Genomic DNA, 23,883 nt, shown 5'->3' on the forward strand with positions numbered 1-23,883 from the left:
ATTATTTAATTAAATCAACGATCTAACGTACAACTATAATTCATTAAAAAAGCGCCTAAAAAATTAGGCGCTTTTAGATTTTTTAGATTCGTAATTGTAGTAAATCGCTTTCTTTGTGGTTAGCCAGCAAAGACTCGTGCATTTCTAAACATTCTCATCCAAGGACCATCTTCTTGCCACTCGTCTGCTTGCCACGAATTTGCCACGGCTCTAAACACTCGCTCAGGATGCGGCATCATAATAGTGGCACGACCATCACTGGAGGTGAGTCCTGAAATCCCGTCCGGAGAACCATTCGGGTTGGCTGGATACTGTTCTGTGACATTTCCCCAATTATCCACATATTTCAACGCAACATGTTGATTATTTTGAACTTGTCGAAGATGACCAGTATGTTTAAATTCTGCTCTTCCCTCGCCATGTGAAACAGCTATGGGTAGACGTGAACCCTGCATGCCAGCAAAGAATATTGATTTACTCTCTTGAACTTCCAACATCGACACTCGCGCCTCAAATCGTTCCGATTGGTTCGTTACAAAATGCGGCCATAAATCAGCACCAGGAATCAGAGATTTCAAATTTGAAAGCATTTGACAACCATTACATACGCCTAAGCTAAACGAATCTTGCCGATGGAAGAACTGTTCAAATTGATCGCGGGCATAGTTATTAAACAAAATGGACTTAGCCCATCCTTCCCCTGCTCCCAGCACATCACCATATGAGAAACCACCACAGGCAACCAAACCAGCAAACTGATCTAACGCGACGTTCTGACCAATAACATCACTCATATGCACATCAATTGCGTTAAAACCTGCGCGATTGAATGCAGCGGCCATTTCGTTTTGAGAGTTAACACCTTGCTCACGTAAAATAGCGATTTTAGGTTTAATACCTTTCGAAATATAAGGTGCAGCAACATCTTCATTGATGTCGTAGCTTAGCTCACAATGTAAACCTGGATCCTGCGCATTCCCTTTGGCTTGCCACTCTTGGTCCACACATTCAGGGTTATCTCTTAAGCGTTGCATCTTGTCTGTGGTTTCTGCCCAAATCAGACGATAGTAGCCGCGCTCTTGTGATATGACTTTTTGTTGTTTATGACTAATTTCAATTCTGTCTGAATTGTTTAGACTTCCAACTACATGGGTGACTTCAGTAAGATTATGTTGACTTAGCACTTGGTTGACTTTATCTAAGTTGGATTTCGTCACCTGAACCACTGCGCCTAATTCTTCGTTAAACAATACTGACTGCGCATCCCCCTTGAAACTATCTAATTGAACGTCAATGCCTGTATGTCCAGCAAAAGCCATTTCAACCAAAGTAGTGAACAAACCACCATCAGATCTATCGTGATATGCCAACAATAACTCTTGATGCACCAAAGTTTGCATTGCTTCAAAGAAAGATTTTAGTAATTTAGGCTTAGTGACATCAGGAGCTTGATTACCTAACTGACTGTATACCTGAGCCAAACAAGAACCACCGATACGATTGCGTCCTTCACCCAAATCTAAACATAATAAAAGCGTATCACCCTTATCGGTTCTTAGCTGCGGAGTTAGCGTATTACGGATATCTCGGACCGCACCAAAGGCGGTGATAATTAATGACAATGGTGAAGTTACCGCCTTGTCTTGTTGCCCATCTGGCTGCTCTTCTTGCCATTGGGATTTCATTGACATTGAATCTTTTCCAACCGGAATAGTTAAGCCCAGTTCAGGACATAGCTCTTCACCAACGGCCTTCACAGCTTCATATAAACCTGCATCTTCACCCGGGTGTCCGGCTGCTGCCATCCAATTGGCAGACAGTTTGATGCGATTCAATGAGCCAATATCTGCTGCAGCAATGTTAGTTAAAGATTCACCAACTGCCATTCGTGCTGACGCTCCGTGATTCAATAGTGCAATAGGTGTGCGTTCACCAACCGACATTGCTTCACCTTGATAGCTATCAAATGAAGACGCTGTCACTGCGACGTCAGCCACCGGAATTTGCCAAGGGCCGACCATTTGATCACGACTCACTAATCCCGTGACGCTGCGGTCACCAATAGTGATTAAGAAGGTTTTTTCTGCCACAGTAGGCAAACGTAAAAGACGTTCCGCTGCTTCATTTATGTCTACAGATTCGGCTTTAAAGTCATCCCCTGCGGCTTTTTTAGAGGTCACATCACGATGCATTTTCGGTGGTTTACCCAACAATACGTCTAATGGCAAATCAATTGGTAAGTCATTGAAGTGGTCATCATGCAATGCCAAATGAGGCTCTTGTGTGGCTTCGCCAACAACCGCAAAAGGAGCTCTTTCACGACGACAAATAGATTCAAATAATGGCAGCTTGTCAGGGGCCACGGATAATACGTAGCGTTCCTGTGATTCGTTACACCAAATTTCATGGGGAGCCATACCGGGTTCGTCATTGGGCACATTTCTGAGTTCAAATTTACCACCGCGACCACCGTCATTCACCAATTCAGGGAAGGCATTTGATAAACCACCAGCGCCAACATCATGAATAAACTGAATAGGATTATTGTCACCTAACTGCCAACAACGATCGATAACTTCCTGACAACGTCGCTCCATTTCTGGGTTACCCCGTTGCACAGATGCAAAATCCAAATCCTCATTAGATTCACCAGATGTCATGGAAGAAGCAGCGCCTCCCCCTAGTCCAATGTTCATGGCCGGTCCACCTAGCGCAATTAACTTTGCTCCAACGGTGATTTCGCCTTTTTGAGTATGCGATTGACGAATATTTCCTAATCCACCAGCCAACATAATTGGTTTATGATAACCACGTACTTCCACACCATTGAAACTATTTACCTGCTGTTCATAAGTACGGAAATAACCAAGAATATTCGGGCGACCAAATTCGTTATTAAACGCAGCACCACCTAAAGGTCCTTGCTGCATAATTTCCAATGCATTAACAATTCGCTCAGGTTTACCATAAGCCGTTTCCCAAGGCAGCGCATATCCAGGAATATTTAGGTTTGAGACACTGAACCCCACTAACCCAGCTTTCGGCTTAGAACCTCTTCCAGTGGCACCTTCATCACGAATCTCACCGCCAGAACCTGTAGCTGCGCCTGAAAAAGGAGAAATAGCGGTAGGGTGGTTATGGGTTTCCACTTTCATCAAAATATCAATATTTTCATGATGATATTCGTACTCATGGGATTCTGGGTCAGGGAAAAAGCGACCCGCTTTCCATCCTTCCATTACCGCTGCGTTATCACTGTATGCTGAATGCACAAAATCAGGATTCAACTCAAAGGTATTTTTAATCATTTTGAACAGCGATTTAGACTGTTTAGCGCCATCAATCGTCCAATCGGCATTGAAAATTTTATGTCGACAGTGCTCAGAGTTGGCTTGGGCAAACATGTAAAGTTCAATGTCGTTTGGATTACGACCTAGACGCTGGAAATTTTCAACTAAGTAGTCAATCTCGTCATCGGCAAGGGCAAGACCCATTTCAACATTGGCTGCGCTTAAGGCTTCTCGGCCACCTGCAATCACATCCACGCTGCTATAAGGTTTCGGCGAATCCTCTACAAATAACATTTCAACTTGGTCAAAATCAGACATTACCGCTTCTGTCATACGGTCATGTAATATTTGTTGCAATTCTGCGTGTTGTTCTGCGCTTAACTCAGCAGCAAATTTTAAATAGTATGCGCAGCCTCGCTCTATTCGTTTAACTTCTTTGAGTCCACAATTGTGTGCAATATCAGTCGCTTTAGAAGACCATGGAGAAATAGTCCCAGGTCTTGGCACCACTAATATTAGCTCTCCTTCTGGATCATGAGCTGGAATAGCTGGACCATAGGTGAGTAATTGAGTTAAAACTTGTGTCTGCTCTGAGGTTATGTCCGACTCAATTTGTGCAAAATGCACAAACTCAGCATAAATTTCAGCAATGGGAAGTTGAGCAGAAGTAAAACGTTGAAGTAATTTTTCAACACGAAAATCAGATAGCGCAGGGGCACCACGAAGGACTAGCATAGGCTATTACCAAAGTTACTGGAACTTGACCATTTAGTCTGCCAAAGTTCACGATTTCAGGAAGTTTTGAGGCGCGAATTATAGTGTAAAATCAATCTATTGATAAGCATCAATCGGTCTGATTTGAAAGTTTTTAGTGTTCAATTGCATTATTCCCCTAGATGAATTCAAACAATTTCGTCACAATGAGGGAATTAACCTGTTTTAAAAGGGAATCTGTGAAGAAAACAGTTTTACGGTTTTTACTACTGAACTTAGTGCTCGTGCTCAGTGCATGCGAAAAACCGCAACAATCCAGTACATTGGCACGCATCTTAGATCAAGGTGTACTCAAAGTTGGAACCAATTATGGTTTAACGACGTATTTCAATGGCCCAGTTGGACCAGAGGGATTTGAATATGAACTAGCCAGCGGCTTCGCTAGCTATCTAGGCGTGCGGCTGGAAGTTTTCCCTTACTACACTCTAAACGAACTATTTCCGCAACTTGCTAATCATCACCTAGATTTAATTGCTGCAGGGATTAGCGTAACCAATGAACGAGCAGAATTATTCCGCTTTGGTCCTGCGTATCAAAATATCAGCCAAAAAGTGGTGTTCAAACAAGGTAATGAACGCCCTAGGAGTGCCACAGATCTAACCGAAGAAATGTTAGTCATTGCCGGTAGCAGCCATGCAGAAACATTACGGGAATTTAAACCTTTTCATCCACAGCTGAGCTGGCAAGAAACAGATGACAAAGACGCAGAAGAACTAATGGAAATGGTGTTAAACGATGAACTTGCCTACACCATAGTAGATTCTAATATATTAGCAGTGCTACGCAGAAGACACCCTGAACTCAGTATTGGATTCACCATTAGCAAAGAACAAGGCGTGGCATGGGCCTTAGATAAGAGCCAAGATGATTCTTTATTAGCGGCCCTTATCGAATACTTTGGCCTAATTCAATCAAATGGCACCCTTGCCGCGTTAGAAGATAAGTACTTTGGTCATGTAAGACAATTTAACTATGTTGATACCCGCGAATTTATTCGCTCAGCAAGAACTAATTTACCCAACTTTAGACAGTGGTTTGAGCAACATGCGCAAAATTTAGATTGGCGTCTATTAGCAGCGATGAGCTATCAGGAAAGTCACTGGAATCCGAAAGCAAAATCCCCAACCGGTGTCCGCGGGATGATGATGTTAACCTTAGCTACAGCAGAAGATTTAGGAATTGAGTCTCGATTAGACCCGGAACAAAGCATTCGTGGCGGAGCAGAATACTTTGCCAATTTATTAAGTCGAATTCCTGCACGCATTCAAGAGCCTGATCGAATTTGGTTTGCCTTGGCGTCTTACAATATAGGACTAGGCCATTTAGAAGATGCGCGGGTACTGACCCAAAGACAAGGTGGCAACCCCGATATGTGGATAGACGTTAAAAAACGTTTACCTCAATTACGTCAGAAAAAATACTACAAAACCACCCGTTATGGATATGCACGAGGGGATGAAGCTGTTACTTATGTTGACAACATACGGCGGTACTATGATACATTAATGTGGCTAGACGGGCAGGATGCCGAAACCCTCGATGAAGCTGAAGACGCAGCTCAAGCTCAAGAAAACTAAACCATCCAAAATTTACGCTGTTTATTGACTTGTCATATAGCAGTCACATTTGCATGCCAAGCTAATAACAACTAAATGATTCATTTGTTTCAATTTAAATATTTATGAAACTAATGGGAAATTTAACTGTCTATAGTAATTAACGCGTTTTATTTAAACAAAATAGGAGAATAATCCTCACAGGAGTTACCATGAGAAAAAGAAATACACTAAACAGAAAAATGAAACCCGGCAATAGTAGCCGAAGAAGACTAATGTTGAAAAAAGTACACCAGAAAGTATTAGTTAGGCGTCAAAATTTTCAACAATTTGATTTACAAGAAACCTTTGCTGAAGCGAGCTAAAATAAGCTTCAGCTAGAAAGCGCCAAGGGCAATTTTGTTTTTCATATTGTCTGTGCTTTCAAACTGCCTTTAAGTTCAAACATCCTCTTTGCTTACCACAATACCTACAGCGTAAAATACCAAATCACCTGTATCATTTGAAAACAATGCTTCTAAGCAAAATTTTAAAATTTGTGGTTCGTCAGTTTGTCCCATTTTGAATTTTAGCTAATTGCTTTTGGGCTTTTTTCTGCTCTCGACGCATCTTAAAAAAGTCTGATATTTTAGTTGCACACTGAGCAGCTAGAACATCACCTTGTACTTCGATTTGATGGTTCAATCTTTCATCGTTGAGTAAGTTCATCAAACTACCAGCAAACCCCGTTTTATAATCTTTTGCGCCAAATACTAAACGTTTTATTCGAGAATGAACAAGCAACCCTGCACACATGGGACAAGGCTCTAACGTAACATAGAGAGTACAATCCACCATGCGATAGTTATTTAGGACTTTCCCTCCTTCTCGAATGGCTATCATTTCTGCGTGAGCAGATGGATCATGTAAATTGATCGACTGGTTCCAGCCTTGGGAAACCAACTTATTATCCTTGATCAACACTGCACCAACCGGTACTTCGCCAATTTTCCACGCATTATCTGCCAACGATAGAGCATAGTTCATCCAATACTCATCTTGCATGTGAATTTCATCTGGGGGATTTAGGATTGTCATTCTAATAATACTAAAAACATTGGTTAATTTGCTCAAAAAGTTGGTTATTTAACTAATTAACATATCAAGTGAAGTCCACTATAAAACGTAAACCATTGATATTAATAAGAAATAAAAGTTGGTTAAAAATATGCAAAACAAGTTTATAACGGCAAAACATACTAATACGATTACACTACGTCAGTCAAAGGAGACGATGCTATGAATTTAACCGCCATCGCAATTATTGCAATCATATGCTGGACCATTATTAAATTAACCGGTAAAGATAAAAAAGAAGTCAAACAGGTGACCCAACCTCAGCAAGAAAACGACGAATTAAAACAACAGCTCACGGTGATGCAGGAACGAATTGCGGTACTTGAAGCCATTGTTACCGATGAAAAGTATGTGCTTAAACGGGAATTTGATAATTTAGAGCGCAATAAAGCGGCGTAACCCCCATAAAAAGGCGATAGTAATATCGCCTTTATTGTACCCTACAGACTCGTTACGATTCCCAGTTTAAAATCAACGAGAATAAAATAGCTTGCTGGTTACCGCCCGACCAGGACGCAAATTATTGGAATATCGAAGCAAAATGCTCTGCTGTTGGTTTAAACGGGACAGTTAAGTCTACAATTTCTAATTCCCTTCACAATATCAATAAGTTCCTTAGCTGAGACCTAAACATAGTCGGATATTATGCTCCTATCGTATTCAATCATTCATTAAAAATATCAGTTATTAATGCCATGCTCAGATTTTTTATTGTTTGCGGCTTGAGTAACCCGATATTTCATTTGATTGGACCGCGCCGAGCGTTCGCCATTGTGATTGAACAAGCTCCAGGGCTTGCAGAAAATTTACCGCTAGGATATTGTTGTCACTAACAACATAAATTAGAGACTTTCCGATGGACTCAAAGCTTAAGCGCGCAGAAGCGCTTTACGAAGCAGTTAACCAGTTAATCCGTGTACATCAGTTCCGTGATCGTGAAAGCATATGCTGTCATAACGTGTCGGTCGCTCAGTGCTACGCCCTCGAAACGCTTGTAAAACGTGGTCCTTTAAGGCTTAAAGCGTTAGCTGAAGATATGTGCCTTGATAAAAGTACTGCAAGTCGCGTAGTTGATTCACTGCTGCGTAAAGGTTATGCACTCAAGAACTTAGATCCCCTTGATCAGCGCGCAGTTCAGCTTTCGTTGAGTCCTGATGGCCATGCGCTTTATTCCACCATACATAAAAGTCTGATTGCAGAAGAAGCATCCATGATATCTGACATCTCTGATGAAGTGGTCGATGCAGCTATTGTACTGTTGGAAAAGCTTACCGTAGCAGCGCGGGCCCGACTCGGCACTTAAACTATTTTTTTAACTACATTGTTGTTAGTAACAACATTTTTCAGAGGTTTATCTATGAATTACAATAACGAAAACTTGCCTATCGCCGTTATTGGCGCCGGTCCTATCGGTTTAAGTTCAGCAGTTAACTTGCTCGACGCAGGGCTTACACCCATTATTTTTGAATCAGGTGATTGTGCCGGTTCCAACCTAGCAAGTTGGGGTCATGTGCGTATGTTTTCGCCTTGGTCATACAACATGGATCCCAAAGCCGTTTCTCTACTTAAGAAACAGGGCTGGGACGAACCGGAGCTGAGCGCATTTCCGACCGGAAGCGAACTGCTTGAATGCTATGTGTTGCCTTTAGCATCCCACGAGAAGGTTGCCCCTCACCTACATTTGAATACCCGTGTTGTTAACGTCAGCCGCCAATATCACGATATTTTACGCAATGAAATGCGGGAGCGCGCGCCATTCGTGGTGCGTGTTTCAAACCCCGAAGGTGATCGCGATATCCTTGTCCAGGCCGTAATCGATGCCTCTGGTACCTATCAGACACCCAACTGGCTTGGCGCTCATGGTATTCCAGCTATTGGTGAGCTTACGGCTTCGCAATCAATTACTTACGGTGTGCCTGATATTCTCGGTTCTTGCAATAAACAGTACGCAGGCAAGTCCGTACTCGTCATCGGTGGCGGCCATTCGGCATTTAACGCATTACAGGATTTAGTCAAACTCTCTGATCAAACTGATGGCATGCGGGTTCTATGGGGAATACGCGGCTCCTCCGTCGATAACATTGTGCGCTCACCAAAAAATGATGAGCTGCAAGAACGTAGAAGCCTCGAAGTTCATATCCAAAAATTACTGGATGAAGGAAAAATCGAGGTATTTACTAATATAGCAATAGAAAAAATCAACTGTGAAAATGACAAACTGATCGTAAAAAGCCATTCATCTCAACTACCGCCAGTAGATAAAATCATTGCAGCTACTGGGTTTCGCCCTAACCTTCAGTTGCTATCTGAATTGCGTACCTCCATTGATCCTGCTACGCAAAGTCCGGTTAATCTCGGTCCACTTATTGATCCTAATCTTCATAGTTGTGGTTCAGTTCCTGAGCATGGCGCCGCTGAGCTTTCTCACCCAGAAACCGGTCTTTATGTTGTTGGTATTAAAAGCTACGGCCGTGCACCAACATTTCTGCTAAAAACGGGCTATAAACAGGTTAAGTCAGTCACGTCTAAATTAGCGAATCAGGTAATCGATGATGATCCTGTTGCGAATCGCTCCTTTTCTTGTGATGACGTTGCCCTCAATCGAAGTTGCTCAGCATAAAAGTCTCGCCCTCTAATCCTAGCTTTGTTAATAGGCTTAGGCTGAATTGGGGGCATTTTTCTTTTGTTGAATATGGTGAGAGAAATGACCTACTTTATTCGAAGTCATCCGCTATTCATTGTCGTGCTCGCTCAGCTATGTGGAACTTCGCTTTGGTTCTCGGTTAATGGGGTGGGCTTGGCTCTCATTCATGATGTTGGGCTAACAGAGAAAGATCTTGGATGGTTAACTCTCACTGTTCAGGCTGGTTTCATTACTGGTACCCTATTTATTGCCACCACAGGTCTGGCTGATCGATTACGCGCCAGCCGCATTTTCGCCCTTTCCTCTTTAGCTGGTGCGTTAGCAAATGCCAGCTTTGTGTTGGTGGCAGCCCATCCACCATTTGATCTGCTATTACGTTTTTTTACCGGTCTGTGCTTAGCCGGTATCTACCCTCTTGGTATGAAGCTAGTGATTGGATGGACACCTAAATATGTCGGGGCCGCTCTAGCATGGCTAGTAGGAATGTTAACACTAGGCACTGCTCTACCTCATCTATTGCGTGGCGCGACTTTCGGGTTACCTTGGGAATGGACACTTCTGGGCGCTTCTGGGTTGGCTTTGCTAGGTGGCGTGGCTATCTTTGCTCTAGGTGATGGCCCACACCTACCGTCTTCAAGTAATAAAGTACGACTACGAGATGGGCTAGCAGCCTTAACTGAAAGGCGTTTCCGCGCAGTGGCAATCGGCTACTTTGGCCACAGCTGGGAGCTTTATGCAATGTGGACCCTTATTCCATTTATGGTGTCTCGTGAAATGGGACGTCTCGACATTCAGAGTTTATCGAACCCATTGATATCGTTTTCCATCATCGCGCTAGGTCTGGTGGGCTGTGTGGGTGGTGGAGCACTGAGCAGAAGTATAGGGAGTCTGTCTGTGGCGCGCTTGGCTCTTGGGTCCTCCGGACTTATCTGTATGATTTATCCATTGGTTGCCTTTTTGCCGCCAAAAGTGATGTTAGTTTTACTCTGTATTTGGGGCCTGACAGTTATTGCGGATTCGCCTCAGCTATCGGCTCTGGCTGCTCAAACAGCTCCAAGAGAACGTATCGGTTCAACCTTGGCCATGTTAAATGCTATAGGCTTTGCTTTGACCATTCCATCAATTGCGTTGACCACAGCGCTGTGGCAATGGCAAGGGGTTTGGGTAGTATGGTGGTTACTTCCAGGGCCAATTTTAGGGCTTTGGGCGATGCGCAGGCTAGATCGGCAAGGATAATGTGCAATACCTCCTACAAGTGTGCGCCTGCTTGTAGCCTATTCTCTTGTCTGGGCGTATTGGCCTGCTACCTCTACTAAGGTTACACCTGCCTAACCAAGCTCAATAATTAGGTTTGTTCTGCTACACAACCCAAAAGCCCAGCGCGAACGCTGGGCTTTGAGATTTATTTTGATATGGCTAAATATTGCCAGATGTAGTTTGTTGGAAGCTATTATTCCCACTCAATGGTAGCAGGTGGTTTACCAGAGATGTCATAAACCACGCGAGAAATGCCATCAATTTCATTAATGATGCGATTAGATACTTTACCTAAAAAGTCATAAGGTAAATGTGCCCAGTGAGCGGTCATAAAATCAATGGTTTCTACTGCACGTAGGGAAACCACCCAATCATACTTTCTCGCATCGCCCATCACACCAACTGAGCGCACAGGTAGAAATACGGTAAAAGCTTGACTCACTTTGTGGTACAAATCAGCATTATGTAATTCTTCGATGAAGATTGCATCGGCTCGACGCAGTAAATCACAGTATTCTTTTTTCACCTCTCCTAATACGCGAACCCCTAAACCAGGTCCCGGGAAAGGGTGACGATAAAGCATGTCGTAAGGTAAGCCTAATTCTAAACCAATTTTGCGTACCTCATCTTTAAACAGTTCGCGCAATGGTTCAACTAGTCCCATTTCCATATCATCGGGTAACCCCCCCACATTGTGATGTGATTTGATAACGTGGGCTTTACCGGTTGCTGAACCTGCTGACTCAATGACGTCTGGATAAATAGTGCCTTGCGCAAGCCACTTGGCATTTTTTAACTTTCTCGATTCTTCATCAAACACACCAACAAATTCACGACCGATTATTTTGCGTTTAGCTTCTGGGTCTTCTTCCCCTTCAAGGGCGGCTAAAAAGCGTGGTTCAGCGTCAATTTTTATAATGTTGAGACCAAAATGATCACCGAACATTTCCATGACCTGTTCACCTTCATTGAGTCGCAGCAAGCCATTGTCAACAAATACACAGGTGAGGTTTTTACCAATTGCTTGATGTAGCAACATTGCGGTTACTGAGGAATCAACGCCGCCAGATAATCCTAGAATAACTTGATCGTCACCGACTTTTCGCTTAATTCGCTCAACTGCATCTTCAATAATACTCGCTGCCGTCCACAATTTCTGACACCCACAAATATCCATCACAAAATGAGACAAGATGCGCATTCCTTGACGGGTATGAGTGACTTCTGGATGAAATTGAACACCATAAAATTGGCGAGACACGTCAAACATTGCGGCATGAGGACAACTTGCAGTTTGTGCACCAGTAACAAAGCCTTCCGGTATTTCTAAAACTTTGTCGCCATGACTCATCCACACATCTAACAAGCCATTTCCGTTGCTACCAATATGGTCTTCAATGTTTGCTAACAATGGAATATTTTCGATCACTTCAACTTGTGCGTAACCAAACTCGCGCTTATCAGAACCTAAAACTTTTCCGCCCAACTGGGCCGCCATAGTTTGCATACCGTAACAAATACCAAATACTGGAACCCCAGCATTAAATACGTATTCAGGCGCTCGTGGTGAATTAGCTTCAGTTACTGATTCGGGACCGCCAGAAAGAATAATCCCATTTGGATTAAACTGTTTAATTTGCTCTTCACTTACATCCCATGCCCAAAGCTCACAATAAACGCCAATTTCTCGTACGCGACGGGCTATAAGTTGGGTATATTGAGAACCAAAATCAAGAATTAAAATACGTTGATCATGAATATTAGTGGTCATGGAAAATCTCGTGTTAATAGTATAAAAGCAGGTATTGGCATCAACGCCAATACCTAAGATTGAACAACTAGCTACATTAGCCTAAACGGTAATTAGGCGCTTCTTTGGTGATGCTGACATCATGTACATGGGATTCTCCCATACCTGCTGCCGTCACTTTTACAAATTGTGGTTTGGTACGTAAAATATCAATCGTAGCGCTTCCGGTTAGTCCCATTGCTGAGCGTAACCCACCCATTTGTTGATGGATAATGTTAGAAATTGGACCTTTGTAAGCAACCCGGCCTTCAATCCCTTCAGGCACCATTTTTTCTTCTGATTTAGTATCTTGGAAATAACGATCTGAAGAGCCATGGCTTTGATTCATAGCGCCAAGTGACCCCATACCACGATAAGACTTATAATAACGACCTTGATATAACTCAACTTCACCTGGTGCTTCTTCGGTTCCGGCCAGCATACTACCGACCATGACACAACTTGCACCTGCCACTAAGGCTTTGGCAATATCGCCGGAGAAACGAATACCACCGTCAGCGATCACAGGAATATCTCGACCTTCAAGGGCCTCTACTGCATCTGCTACTGCGGTTATTTGCGGTACTCCACAACCTGTCACAATACGAGTTGTACAAATTGAACCTGGGCCGATCCCAACTTTCACGGCATCAACACCGGCATCAGCAAGGGCTAAAGCCCCCTCAGCTGTGGCAACATTACCTGCAATAATTTGAATATCAGGAAATGCCTTACGGGTTGCAGCTACGCGGTCTAAAACGCCTTGAGAATGACCATGGGAGGTGTCTATTAATAAAACATCTACTCCAGCTTCAACTAAGGCTTGAATACGTTCTTCTGTTCCAGGACCGACACCGACAGCTGCGCCAACACGCAAACGACCTAATTCATCTTTACAAGCATTAGGTTTATTTTCGGCTTTCTGGAAATCTTTAACCGTTATCATGCCTTTGAGTTTGAACGCATCATCGACCACTAGAATTTTTTCAACGCGGTGTTCATGCATCAGTTCTAGCACTTCGTCAGAGGCTGCGCCTTCGGGCACGGTAACCAATCGTTCTTTGGGCGTCATCACGCTAGACACAGGTTGATCGAGTTTATTTTCAAAACGCAAATCACGGCCAGTTACAATTCCGATTAGATTATTATCATCATCAACGACAGGAAAACCTGAGAAACCATGATATTTACTAAGGGCATTGATCTCGCCCAAGGTGGCTTGAGAACTTACGGTTACGGGATCCGATACCACTCCACTTTCGTATTTTTTAACAGCACGAACGTGATTAGCTTGTTCTTCAATAGCCATATTTTTATGGATGAATCCCATTCCGCCTTCTTGTGCAAGGGCAATAGCTAACCGTGCCTCAGAAACAGTATCCATGGCGGCAGAGATTAATGGGATATTCAATGATACACTGCGGGTTAATCTGGTGCGCAGATCGGCAGTGTGAGGTAACACAGTGGAGTGCCCAGGAACTAAGAGTACATCATCAAAAGTCAGGGCTTCTTTAGCAATCCTCAACATGCAATTACACCTATATTTAGCGGGTTTTAATTGCGGCGTGATTGTAGCGGTTTTGCGTTATCAGGTAAACTGAATTTGTAGTAAAATTTCAAAAGTTTTTGGTGTTAATCAATTTACCGTATACATTTATTTGCATTATTCTCCATTTTGCTAAAAATATTGCCTTTTAACGTTCCTTTGAAGGCCAACATTTTTGGAGGAATTAGGGGAAACAGTTCAATATTCAAGGAATTTATGCCAAACCAATCTAACTCTTCAAAAAATATATTTACTGTTAGCCAATTAAATCGACTCGCCCGTTCGGTGTTGGAGTCAGAAATTGGTCAAATTTGGTTATCTGCAGAGATTTCTAATTTTGTCGCGGCTGCTTCTGGGCATTGGTATTTTACCCTCAAGGATGCCCGCGCCCAAGTTAAAGCGGCCATGTTTCGTGGTGCAAACTCTCGTATAAAAGTGCGTCCCAAAGAAGGTGACAAGATATTAGTTCGTGCGTCAGTGGGTCTTTACGAAGCCCGTGGTGATTATCAAATTGTTGTCGATTTCATGGAACCAGAAGGTGAGGGTCAATTAAAACAGCAATTTGAAATGTTAAAAATCAAACTCGCTGAAGAAGGGCTATTCGCCACATCACACAAAAAATCACTGCCTGAGACAATTCAGCGAGTGGGCGTAATTACATCAGCAACCGGTGCCGCATTGCACGACATTTTAACGGTATTAAAACGCAGAAACCCACTCATTTCTGTCATTGTGTACCCATCTCAAGTACAAGGCAAATTAGCTCCTATGCAGCTTTGCCAAGCAATAGATAAAGCGGTACAACGAAATGAAGTAGACGTTCTTATTATTGGTCGAGGCGGCGGTTCTCTTGAGGATTTATGGTGCTTTAACGATGAAAGCCTAGCTAGAAAGATATTTTCCTGTGTCATTCCAACCATCAGCGCTGTTGGCCATGAAGTTGACGTCACCATTGCTGATTTTGTGGCAGATGTGCGCGCCCCTACTCCTTCTGCAGCTGCAGAGTTAGTCAGTTCAGATATTTTAGAAGTGCTACAAAGCTTACAAAATTTAAAGTCGCGATTACACCGCAGCATGGTCGGTCAAACTCAATTTCATAAACACAGATCGCAAATTTCTAGCCAACAATTAAAGACGCTCCACCCGGAAAATCGAATCAAACAACAAAGCCAACATTTGGATCAAATGCAGATGTTGTTAGAGCATAGATTTAAGCGCAAATTCCAAGACAGTGCGAATAAAGTGCAACGGATAACACAGCGACTACATAATCGCTCGCCAATCAATAGGCTAGAAAGATTAATGGAAAATAATAAAATTCTGATTAATCAACTGAATAAATCGACAACAAACTTTATAGTCAGTAAACAACTTCAGCTTGCCAAGGCCTCTGAATTACTGGATAGCGTAAGCCCGCTTTCGACCCTATCCCGTGGCTATAGCATTACCTACAAAGGCAGTGAAATCATTAAAAACAGTAGTCAGTTAAAACAAGATGATGAGATAACCACCCGATTTCATGATGGCTCGGTCAATAGCTTAGTAACGGGGAAATAAAGTGTAACAGCTGGCAGTTTGTAGCAACTGCCAGTGTCCACTAGGTTAGCTCTAGTTAGGGCTTTTTATGATGGGTCATTAAACGCTTGCGTTTACGCTGTTGTGATAACGTAAGCTTGTTGGTCTTGCCTTCGAATGGGTTAGCCCCTTCTTTAAACTCGACTCGTATTGGCGTTCCCATAGTTTGTAATGACTTACGATAGTAGTTCATCATATAACGCTTATAAGCTGAAGGTAAGTCTTCTACTTGGTTTCCATGAATAATGATGACCGGCGGATTATATCCTCCAGCATGAGCATATTTCATTTTAACTCTTCGACCACGTACCATCGGCGGTTGATGGTCTTCTTGAGCCATTTCCATGATTCGAGTGAGCATGGAGGTGTTGATTCGTTTAGTAGCAGAAGCATACGCTTCTTGCACAGATTCAAACAAATGCCCTACTCCGGTTCCATGCAATGCCGAGATAAAGTGAATTCTAGCGAAATCAACAAAACCTAAGCGACGGTCTAGCTCTCGTTTAATATCTTCTTTGATATCTTTTGATAAACCGTCCCATTTATTAACAGCTATGACCAAAGAGCGTCCGGCATTAAGAACAAAACCGAGTAAACTCAAATCTTGATCCGCTATACCTTCTCTAGCGTCAATGCATAACAAAACAACATTCGCTTCTTCAATGGCTTGTAAGGTTTTAATGATGGAGAATTTTTCTACGGCATCAGATACTTTTTTACGTTTACGAACACCGGCCGTATCAATCAATACGTATTCACGTCCGTCTCGTTCCATTGGAATAAAGATACTGTCTCGGGTAGTGCCTGGCATATCGAACACAACAACGCGTTCTTCACCTAAAATACGGTTGGTTAAGGTCGACTTCCCAACATTGGGTTTGCCCACAATCGCCAACTTAATCGGCAAGCTCTGTAAACGTAGCAACTCTGCTTCAGCATTTTCACCGTCATCGTTACGCACAACTTCGGGTATGTGCATATCTGGATAAAGCTTTTCAATTGGCTTTAATGACTTTTCTAACAGTTGTGTCACCCCACGACCGTGAGCAGCAGCAACCTGTGAAATTTCGCCTAAGCCTAGCGAGTAAAACTCTGCGGTTTCACTGTCACCGTCGATACCATCCACTTTATTAGCAACCACATAAACGGTTTTTTCTTGTTTGCGCAAATGATTAGCTATACCGATATCAGCAGGGGTTAAACCCGCTCTAGCATCCACTAAAAATAGCACCACATGCGCTTCATCAATGGCTAACAACGATTGTTCTGCCATCTCTGCATCGATTCCCTGTTCGTCCCCGCTGATACCGCCGGTATCTACCACAATAAACTGTAAGCCTTCATATTTGGCTTGACCATATTTACGGTCACGAGTTAACCCGGGATAATCGGCAACCAATGCATCTCGACTATTTGTAAGCCGATTAAAAAGAGTAGATTTTCCTACATTAGGACGACCCACGAGAGCGATGACAGGTAACATATTATCTTTCCAATAAAATAGTTACGGCTCAAGTATCTAAATTAGATAGTTGAGCCGTGATTAGTTCGTACTTAGGCTATGAAGTTCACTTTCTATCTAGCAAGGTAATCCATGCGAGTTAATATCAGTGAACTTACACAATCGATGATTCCAAATCAACAAAAGTTGATTAGATTACAGGTACAGCTATAGCGATTAATTCACCATCTCTAGTCTGAGTGTATATCTTATCGCCAAACGCAACTGGCGCTACATAAATCCCTTCATCTTCATCGTCGCCACCTACATCCATACGTGACACAATTGTTCCATCGGTTTTATCTAACCAATGCAAGAATCCATACTTATCACCCACGACCAAATAATTACCAATAGACTCAGGAGAGGTTAAGTTACGTTTTTTAAGTCCACCTTGACTCCACAACTCAACGCCGTTACGACGGTCAATGCTATATATGTTGCTATTCTTATCAGTTACAAACAAGCTATTGCCATCAATCCCCAAACGTCTGTAAGAGTTATATTCACGCTTCCAAATAATTCGACCACTGCGTAATTCAACAGCAGCTAAGGTCCCATCAAATGAAATGACGTAGACATTAGGGCCGACTACTAGAGGTTGACTATCAATATCAACTATACGTTCCAGTTCAGTTGCACCAGAGGGCGCAGAAATGGTTTGTTCCCAAGCAGTTTGGCCGCTGCCTAGAATATTGACGACTAATTTGCCTGTAGCGGTACCCACTAGCGCACCACCGTTAACGGCTACAGGAGCAGAGATTCCCCGTAAACTAAGTGCGGGAACGTCAGACTCGAACATCCATAATTGTTCGCCGGTGTTCGCATCCAATGCAAACAAGGTGCCTGAACCTGTATTTACCAATACGACATTTTCATCCACTGCCGGAGAAGCAATAATTTCCCCGCGTACTTTAGTAACCCATTTGGTTTCGCCGGTATTGGCATCTAAAGCGAACACTTCGCCATTCTCAGAACCCAAATATACAGTTTCATATATAACGGTTAAGCCGCCAGAAATTTTCGCTGTAATACCATCAGACCACAAATTAGTAATAAAACTGTACCAATTTTCATTAGGATATTCGGCGAAATCACGTTTCCAGACTTGCTTACCTGATTCGAGTTCATAAGCTGCGACTATACCTTGACGACTGGCCGCAAACACTTTGTCGTAAGCAACAGCTGGACGTAATCTTGAATAGAATTTATCAATTCCACCGGTTAAATCGTGTGACCATAACTGAGTAGCAGTAAACTTCGACTCTATTGGTTTTAGGGTGCGGATTTCAATTTCTTCGTCGTCCATAAACCAGCCAGAAATAGTTGAACAACCTGCTAGTGTCATTACACTTATAAATGTAACCACCTTAATCCAACTTAAACCCATACTGATATTACCCATTGATAACAACCGCTAAGTTGTCCAACTTCATTTTCACTAGCTGATTATTAGCGTTAGCGTCTAACGATGCACTATATGCTTCTTTAGCAGCGTCAAATTTAGATTGATTAACGTAAATATCACCCTTAATCTCATCTACTTGCGCAACGAATGCAGGTTGAGTAACTAAATCTAAACTAGCCATGGCTTGGTCAAATTGACTTAGCGAATTTTGTACTCTTGCCAAACGCAAATTAGCGACGCTTTTAATTGCTTCATCATCGGCGTTATTTGCCACATATTTCAGATGACTCGCGGCTTTTTCTAAATCGCCCTCTTCAACTGACAATTTAGCCAATTGTAATGCTGTTAGTATAGAGTAGCCGCCTTTGTTACCTGCAACAAATGCTTCCGCTTTTTGCGTGTTTTCAGATGTCAAAGTGGCACTTAACTGCTCATACGAACGCGAAGCAGCTTCTTTTTCAGCAATTTGCGTATCGTTGTAATATCTCCAACCGTACAAACCACCTACACCTAAAATAACGCCAACTGCAATTGCCAAGCCATTCTCACGCCAAAAACGTTTAATCGCTTCTACTTGTTGTTCTTCTGTTGCAAATTCTTCCATTTGATTTTCCTCGTACAACCGATAATACGTTATTGTACTTTATCTTATATTTTAAAATATTGAGCTAAAACTGTGCCCAGTTCATCACTGGAAATGGTTACCTGCGGAATGTCTTCACGGAGGTATTTAACCACAACTTTATTTTCATTCATTTCGTTTTCACCAATCACAATAACGATTGGTGCACCGCTTTTATCTGCGCGTTTCATCTGCTTTTTTAAGTTTCCGCCGCCACAATGTAACTGAACTCGAAGCTGTGGAGAAGAATCTCTCAATTGCTCAGACAATTTCATGGCGTAAAGTTCCGTAGAATCTCCAAGGGCAGTCACATAAATATCAACGGGGTCAGGTACATCTGAAGTTAATCCTAAAGTTTGTAACATCAGAACGAGTCGTTCAATCCCCATTGCAAAGCCTACAGCTGTGCTAGGTTTACCACCCAATTGTTCTACCAAACCATCGTATCGGCCGCCAGCACACACTGTGCCTTGCGAGCCAAGACTTTCAGTTACCCACTCAAAAACCGTACGATTATAATAATCTAAACCACGAACCAAGCGTGGATTAATCCGGTATTGAATGCCCATATCAGTTAATTTCGAACACAAAGATTCAAAATGAGTTTTGGATTCATCATCCAAATAATCTAACAAGGTTGGCGCATCTTTAATAGCTGCCTGCACATCTGGATTTTTACTGTCCAAAACTCGCAGTGGATTGGATTCCAACCGGCGTAAACTATCTTCATCCAGTTGTGATTTTCGTGCGCTTAAATATTCGACCAAGGCATCGCGATAGTTCGCTCGTGCTTGGTTCGAACCTAACGAATTTATTTCCAGGGTTACATGCTCACTGATGCCGAACACTTTCCATAAACGCGCGCTGAGCATAATCACTTCAACATCGATATCGGGTCCATTTAGACCGAAGGTCTCTACACCAAATTGATGAAATTGCCGATAACGTCCTTTTTGTGGACGTTCATGGCGAAACATGGGACCCATGTACCAAATACGTTGCTGTTGATTATAAATAAGACCGTGTTGATTGCCTGCACGAACACAACTTGCAGTATTTTCAGGTCGAAGGGTTAAGCTATCACCATTGCGATCTTCAAAGGTGTACATCTCTTTTTCAACGATATCAGTCACTTCACCGATAGAGCGTTTAAATAAGTCAGTACTCTCTACAATAGGGGTGCGCAATTCTTGGTAGCCATAAGAGCCAACCACACTGCGGATCTTATCCTCTACCCATTGCCAAACACCTGAATCAGCGGGTAAGCAATCATTCATCCCGCGAACTGCTTGAATTTGTTTTGTCACTAAATACGTACTCTGAAATTCGTTTCTGTATTGGCTCTCAATTTGCCAATACCCTAATAAAAAAGCCCCGTATTATAGGGGCTTTGATAGTGGTGTTACAAGTGCTAAAAAATTTTATCCCACCTGCTTTACATCAATCTTTCGCTTCACGTCCAGTTGTGATGCTTTGGCTCTAATGCGTTTTTCGAGTTGATCAACCAAATCATCGTTCGACAAGCGCTCTTTTTGACGCTTCCCATCTAAATAAAAACCACTCATATTGCGAGCACCGGTAAGTCCTAGGTCTGAAACTTCCGCTTCACCTGGCCCATTCACCACGCAGCCAATAATAGAGACGTCCATAGGCGTTAAAATATCTTCAACCCGTTGTTCTAGCGCATTTACCGTAGCAATCACATCGAATTCTTGACGAGAGCAGCTTGGACAAGCAATAAAGTTTATCCCTCTAGAACGTATCCGTAGCGACTTCAATATATCGAAACCAACTTTTATTTCTTCAATGGGATCAGCTGCCAGTGAAATCCGAATTGTGTCACCAATACCTTCTGCTAATAACATTCCCAAACCAACAGAACTCTTCACCGCACCTGAGCGGAAACCGCCAGCTTCAGTGATACCCAAATGCAAAGGTTGGTCAATTTTTTTAGCTAGTTCACGATAAGCACCAACCGCCAAAAATACATCAGATGCTTTAACACTGACTTTAAATTGGTCAAAATTCAACTTGTCTAAAATATCCACATGACGCATGGCTGATTCGACCAAAGCTTCAGGCGTAGGTTCGCCGTATTTTTCTTGTAGTTCTTTTTCCAAAGAACCACCGTTCACACCAATTCGAATTGGAATATTGTTATCTTTAGCGCAATCAACAACAGAACGTACACGATCCATACTACCGATATTCCCGGGATTGATTCGTAAACAATCAACGCCATATTCAGCTACTTTCAAAGCAATTCGGTAGTCAAAATGGATGTCGGCAATAAGTGGCACTTTCACTTGCTGACGAATGAGTTTAAATGCCTCAGCAGCATCCATTGTTGGGACAGATACCCTCACAATTTCACCCCCCACAGCAACGATACGATTAATTTGTGCCACAGTGGCATCAACATCAGTAGTGTGAGTATTTGTCATTGATTGCACAGCAATGGGAGCGCCATCACCAATAGGAACATTTCCAACATTAATACGGGTTGATTTACGACGTTTAATAGGAGATTCAGAAAACATATAAGTACCTTTAACTATGAAGCAAATGGCAGTGAAAATTTAGCTGACTTCCCAGCTTCAAATCGAGACATGTCTACCCGCACGCCGTCATAACTAATCTGCACCACATCTGGAGCCCCTAACGTTACTTCGAAAGGAGCAACACCTGAAACCGTCATTACTCGGCCTTGTTTTTTCACTCCATAGGCGATTGCTTCGCCCGTTGCATCGACAAGGTTCATCCAACAATTGTCTGAAAATTCAAACACCAACTCAATGTTATCAATTGCATTTTGCTGCTGTTCAAAAGTGCTTGGGATCTCAGGCTGTTCAGCATTTAGCGCATTGATAGACTCGTCGACACCAGACTCATTTTGTTCAGGAAGATTGGCAGTATCCTGCGCGATTTGCGCGCTAATGATTAAATCATCCGCTGTAGGCTGTTCCGAAATAGCATTATCTTCAGAATCAGTTTGCATATTTAAACTCGCTGTTGAGTCGCTCGCATTTTGCGTTTCGAGCGCTTCAATAACTTGGCTTGTATCTGAGCCAGTGCTGTCAGAAGAGTCTTGCTGTAACCACCAGATGACAACTAATGCTAAAAGTGCCACTACTATGCCGTAAGTTATTAACATTAATCGGTCATCACTGGCTTGTTTAGCCACTCGCTTTGAAAAGCTTTGTAATTTTGCGGGCTCTTTTTCCACTTCAGTTTGAGAAGCAAATGCTTCAAGAATGATATCTTCTTTTACATTAACTTGTTTGGCATATAACTTTAGATACCCTTTGGTGAATGTCATTGAGATTTTAGGATCGTATTCATCCGACTCTATCGCTTCAATAATATTCACTTTGAGATGTAATTTATTAGCAATATCCGCTGATTTTAGCCCAGCTTTTTCTCGCGCCTCTTTTAAAATCGCACCAGGTCCTTTGACGTTTACTGGTTGTTCTAGTTGTTCTTCTGTCATTTCTGTTCTACCGCTTGGGGATCAATCACTATCAACTTTTTTCCTACATGTATAGACGAGGCATCTGCAAGATCATTCCAATCTATCAGGCTCTGTATTTTGACATTATACTTCAACGAAATGCGATATAAATTTTCGCCTTTCTGTACAACATGATATTGCTGCACTGTCTCTTTTTTAGCTTGTGATGCTATTTCTTGTGCTGACTCTAAATCCTTGCCTTGTTGAAGGTTTTCTTGAGCTTGCATATCGTCAACTGGATAATCATCAGCAGTCGATTGTTTATTTAGCTTTTGTTGCTCTTTAGTTTTGCTTGATTGGTTTGTTTGCGCATTTACCACCGGAGTTACGGTTTTATTCACCAGCGCTTCGCTTTGTTTGTCATTATTTGGCTGCAGATTCTGGGTTTGACCATTGTCAGCATTAAGCGGATCTGAAACAGGCGTTTGCGGTACTTGATTTTCTATCTTGTTGCTATTTGGTTTGAGCTTTTTAGAGACTTTTTGAGTGCTTACTAAATTAGCTAGATTTTGTCTATTTTGAATATATTTTAATGTATTAGGATGAGACGGGTACATACCGATTAACATGTCTCCATAGCCTTTTGCTACATCATTATTATTTAAAGCTTGCTCAATGATAATTGACATCCACAAGGTGTCAGGCGTTACTCTGGAGTTTTTCTCCAAACGTCGCAAATTAAGTTTTGCCTCTTCCCACTGTTGCTGTTGCATTTGCAACTCAACGAGTAATTTTAAGGCTTTGGCTCTGGACGGCTGATGATTCAACGAGCTTTGTAGATAAGTCAAAGCGTCCTCTATCTGTCCCTGACTTTGGCTGCATAAGGCTAAATTTTCATAGGTTTCTGCGGTCGAAATATAATTTGCGCTATTAACGGCTTTAAGGAAATACTCTTTTGCTTCAACGTATTGGCCATTTTCACATAAAAAAGCACCATAAGAATTAGCAATGTCGGGGTTTTTCGGATCGAAAGCCAAGGCTTTTTGGTAGGCTTCATCAGCGAGCGCTATTTCATCTACTTGCTGATAGTAATAGGCCATACTAAAGTGCGCATCAGCAAGGCGGGGAGCAAATTTTAGGGCCTTATCTAAATTAAATTTAGCCTGACTAAAATTGCCATTTTTTAAATAAGTTAAGCCCAATGAAATTCTATTTTTAGCCGCTGCTATGGGATCGAAGTCATCACTCGCTTTAAAACCTTCAGGTAAAGGCTCGCTCACACAAGCGGAGAGAAATATCATTGCGATAATCAAAAAACTACGCATATAACTCACTTACGTTAGGGATTATTTAG

18 protein-coding genes are annotated in these 23,883 nt (G+C 42.4%); 7 read left to right on the forward strand and 11 right to left on the reverse strand.

Going from position 1 to position 23,883, the window contains the following annotated elements:
- Positions 1 to 119 precede the first annotated feature (119 nt).
- Complete coding sequence (purL, locus tag VUI23_RS14170) at positions 120 to 4,025, reverse strand: phosphoribosylformylglycinamidine synthase (RefSeq protein WP_342804755.1); 3,906 nt, start codon at positions 4,023 to 4,025, stop codon at positions 120 to 122.
- 218 nt (positions 4,026 to 4,243) lie between these two features.
- Here purL and mltF point away from each other — a divergent pair, with 218 nt between their 5' ends.
- Both mltF and VUI23_RS14180 read left to right on the forward strand, forming a co-directional pair.
- The gene (gene mltF, locus VUI23_RS14175) at positions 4,244 to 5,641 is read left to right on the forward strand and encodes a membrane-bound lytic murein transglycosylase MltF (RefSeq protein WP_342804756.1); all 1,398 of its coding nucleotides are present in this window, start codon (positions 4,244 to 4,246) and stop codon (positions 5,639 to 5,641) included.
- 191 nt (positions 5,642 to 5,832) lie between these two features.
- Positions 5,833 to 5,985 (forward strand): hypothetical protein, encoded by a 153-nt coding sequence (locus tag VUI23_RS14180; protein ID WP_216048169.1) that lies wholly within the window; start codon positions 5,833 to 5,835, stop codon positions 5,983 to 5,985.
- A 181-nt stretch (positions 5,986 to 6,166) separates the two neighbouring features.
- Here VUI23_RS14180 and tadA read toward each other — a convergent pair whose 3' ends face one another.
- On the reverse strand, positions 6,167 to 6,697 hold the full coding sequence (tadA, locus tag VUI23_RS14185) for a tRNA adenosine(34) deaminase TadA (protein ID WP_216048168.1): 531 nt from the start codon (positions 6,695 to 6,697) through the stop codon (positions 6,167 to 6,169).
- Positions 6,698 to 6,898: 201 nt separating this feature from the next.
- Between tadA and VUI23_RS14190 the strand changes: the two genes are divergently transcribed.
- The 4 genes from VUI23_RS14190 (at position 6,899) to VUI23_RS14205 (ending at position 10,616) form a co-directional block, all read left to right on the forward strand.
- Positions 6,899 to 7,135 (forward strand): hypothetical protein, encoded by a 237-nt coding sequence (locus VUI23_RS14190; RefSeq protein ID WP_342804757.1) that lies wholly within the window; start codon positions 6,899 to 6,901, stop codon positions 7,133 to 7,135.
- 457 nt (positions 7,136 to 7,592) lie between these two features.
- On the forward strand, positions 7,593 to 8,039 hold the full coding sequence (locus VUI23_RS14195; protein ID WP_342804758.1) for a MarR family transcriptional regulator: 447 nt from the start codon (positions 7,593 to 7,595) through the stop codon (positions 8,037 to 8,039).
- A 54-nt stretch (positions 8,040 to 8,093) separates the two neighbouring features.
- A complete protein-coding gene (locus tag VUI23_RS14200; protein WP_342804759.1) occupies positions 8,094 to 9,356 on the forward strand; it encodes an FAD-dependent oxidoreductase in 1,263 nt (420 codons plus the stop codon).
- Between the two features lie 84 nt (positions 9,357 to 9,440).
- The gene (locus VUI23_RS14205) at positions 9,441 to 10,616 is read left to right on the forward strand and encodes an MFS transporter (protein ID WP_342804760.1); all 1,176 of its coding nucleotides are present in this window, start codon (positions 9,441 to 9,443) and stop codon (positions 10,614 to 10,616) included.
- Positions 10,617 to 10,830: 214 nt separating this feature from the next.
- Here VUI23_RS14205 and guaA read toward each other — a convergent pair whose 3' ends face one another.
- Together guaA and guaB are read right to left on the reverse strand one after the other, a co-directional pair.
- Complete coding sequence (guaA, locus tag VUI23_RS14210) at positions 10,831 to 12,408, reverse strand: glutamine-hydrolyzing GMP synthase (RefSeq protein WP_216048163.1); 1,578 nt, start codon at positions 12,406 to 12,408, stop codon at positions 10,831 to 10,833.
- 76 nt (positions 12,409 to 12,484) lie between these two features.
- Complete coding sequence (guaB, locus tag VUI23_RS14215) at positions 12,485 to 13,954, reverse strand: IMP dehydrogenase (RefSeq protein ID WP_216048162.1); 1,470 nt, start codon at positions 13,952 to 13,954, stop codon at positions 12,485 to 12,487.
- A gap of 234 nt (positions 13,955 to 14,188) precedes the next feature.
- Here guaB and xseA point away from each other — a divergent pair, with 234 nt between their 5' ends.
- Complete coding sequence (gene xseA, locus VUI23_RS14220; protein WP_342804761.1) at positions 14,189 to 15,529, forward strand: exodeoxyribonuclease VII large subunit; 1,341 nt, start codon at positions 14,189 to 14,191, stop codon at positions 15,527 to 15,529.
- A 55-nt stretch (positions 15,530 to 15,584) separates the two neighbouring features.
- Here xseA and der read toward each other — a convergent pair whose 3' ends face one another.
- The 7 genes from der to pilW all read right to left on the reverse strand — a co-directional run bounded on the left by der (position 15,585) and on the right by pilW (position 23,854).
- Positions 15,585 to 17,030, reverse strand: a complete 1,446-nt coding sequence (der, locus tag VUI23_RS14225; protein WP_216048160.1) for a ribosome biogenesis GTPase Der — start codon at positions 17,028 to 17,030, stop codon at positions 15,585 to 15,587.
- 169 nt (positions 17,031 to 17,199) lie between these two features.
- Positions 17,200 to 18,438 (reverse strand): outer membrane protein assembly factor BamB, encoded by a 1,239-nt coding sequence (gene bamB, locus VUI23_RS14230; RefSeq protein ID WP_216048572.1) that lies wholly within the window; start codon positions 18,436 to 18,438, stop codon positions 17,200 to 17,202.
- 7 nt (positions 18,439 to 18,445) lie between these two features.
- Positions 18,446 to 19,060, reverse strand: a complete 615-nt coding sequence (locus tag VUI23_RS14235) for a tetratricopeptide repeat protein (protein ID WP_216048159.1) — start codon at positions 19,058 to 19,060, stop codon at positions 18,446 to 18,448.
- Positions 19,061 to 19,104: 44 nt separating this feature from the next.
- Entirely contained in the window at positions 19,105 to 20,385 is a 1,281-nt protein-coding gene (hisS, locus tag VUI23_RS14240) for a histidine--tRNA ligase (protein ID WP_342804762.1), read from the reverse strand.
- 114 nt (positions 20,386 to 20,499) lie between these two features.
- Complete coding sequence (gene ispG, locus VUI23_RS14245) at positions 20,500 to 21,618, reverse strand: flavodoxin-dependent (E)-4-hydroxy-3-methylbut-2-enyl-diphosphate synthase (RefSeq protein WP_216048157.1); 1,119 nt, start codon at positions 21,616 to 21,618, stop codon at positions 20,500 to 20,502.
- A gap of 14 nt (positions 21,619 to 21,632) precedes the next feature.
- Entirely contained in the window at positions 21,633 to 22,568 is a 936-nt protein-coding gene (locus VUI23_RS14250; protein ID WP_342804763.1) for a RodZ domain-containing protein, read from the reverse strand.
- Positions 22,565 to 23,854 (reverse strand): type IV pilus biogenesis/stability protein PilW, encoded by a 1,290-nt coding sequence (pilW, locus tag VUI23_RS14255; protein WP_342804764.1) that lies wholly within the window; start codon positions 23,852 to 23,854, stop codon positions 22,565 to 22,567. The genes VUI23_RS14250 and pilW overlap by 4 nt, the downstream gene beginning before the upstream one ends.
- Positions 23,855 to 23,883 lie beyond the last annotated feature (29 nt).

It is taken from the genome of Alteromonas sp. M12 (assembly GCF_037478005.1).
Taxonomy (GTDB): Bacteria; Pseudomonadota; Gammaproteobacteria; order Enterobacterales; family Alteromonadaceae; genus Aliiglaciecola; species Aliiglaciecola lipolytica_A.

Excerpts from the sequence above, each read along its gene's own strand:
- VUI23_RS14235 (WP_216048159.1), bottom strand. The coding sequence starts at position 19,060 with ATGGAAGAATTTGCAACAGAAGAACAACAAGTAGAAGCGATTAAACGT.
- der (WP_216048160.1), bottom strand. The coding sequence starts at position 17,030 with ATGTTACCTGTCATCGCTCTCGTGGGTCGTCCTAATGTAGGAAAATCT.
- bamB (WP_216048572.1), bottom strand. The coding sequence starts at position 18,438 with ATGGGTTTAAGTTGGATTAAGGTGGTTACATTTATAAGTGTAATGACA.
- ispG (WP_216048157.1), bottom strand. The coding sequence starts at position 21,618 with ATGTTTTCTGAATCTCCTATTAAACGTCGTAAATCAACCCGTATTAAT.
- xseA (WP_342804761.1), top strand. The coding sequence starts at position 14,189 with ATGCCAAACCAATCTAACTCTTCAAAAAATATATTTACTGTTAGCCAA.
- guaB (WP_216048162.1), bottom strand. The coding sequence starts at position 13,954 with ATGTTGAGGATTGCTAAAGAAGCCCTGACTTTTGATGATGTACTCTTA.
- VUI23_RS14205 (WP_342804760.1), top strand. The coding sequence starts at position 9,441 with ATGACCTACTTTATTCGAAGTCATCCGCTATTCATTGTCGTGCTCGCT.
- VUI23_RS14250 (WP_342804763.1), bottom strand. The coding sequence starts at position 22,568 with ATGACAGAAGAACAACTAGAACAACCAGTAAACGTCAAAGGACCTGGT.
- VUI23_RS14190 (WP_342804757.1), top strand. The coding sequence starts at position 6,899 with ATGAATTTAACCGCCATCGCAATTATTGCAATCATATGCTGGACCATT.
- pilW (WP_342804764.1), bottom strand. The coding sequence starts at position 23,854 with ATGCGTAGTTTTTTGATTATCGCAATGATATTTCTCTCCGCTTGTGTG.
- VUI23_RS14200 (WP_342804759.1), top strand. The coding sequence starts at position 8,094 with ATGAATTACAATAACGAAAACTTGCCTATCGCCGTTATTGGCGCCGGT.
- guaA (WP_216048163.1), bottom strand. The coding sequence starts at position 12,408 with ATGACCACTAATATTCATGATCAACGTATTTTAATTCTTGATTTTGGT.
- purL (WP_342804755.1), bottom strand. The coding sequence starts at position 4,025 with ATGCTAGTCCTTCGTGGTGCCCCTGCGCTATCTGATTTTCGTGTTGAA.
- VUI23_RS14180 (WP_216048169.1), top strand. The coding sequence starts at position 5,833 with ATGAGAAAAAGAAATACACTAAACAGAAAAATGAAACCCGGCAATAGT.
- tadA (WP_216048168.1), bottom strand. The coding sequence starts at position 6,697 with ATGACAATCCTAAATCCCCCAGATGAAATTCACATGCAAGATGAGTAT.
- VUI23_RS14195 (WP_342804758.1), top strand. The coding sequence starts at position 7,593 with ATGGACTCAAAGCTTAAGCGCGCAGAAGCGCTTTACGAAGCAGTTAAC.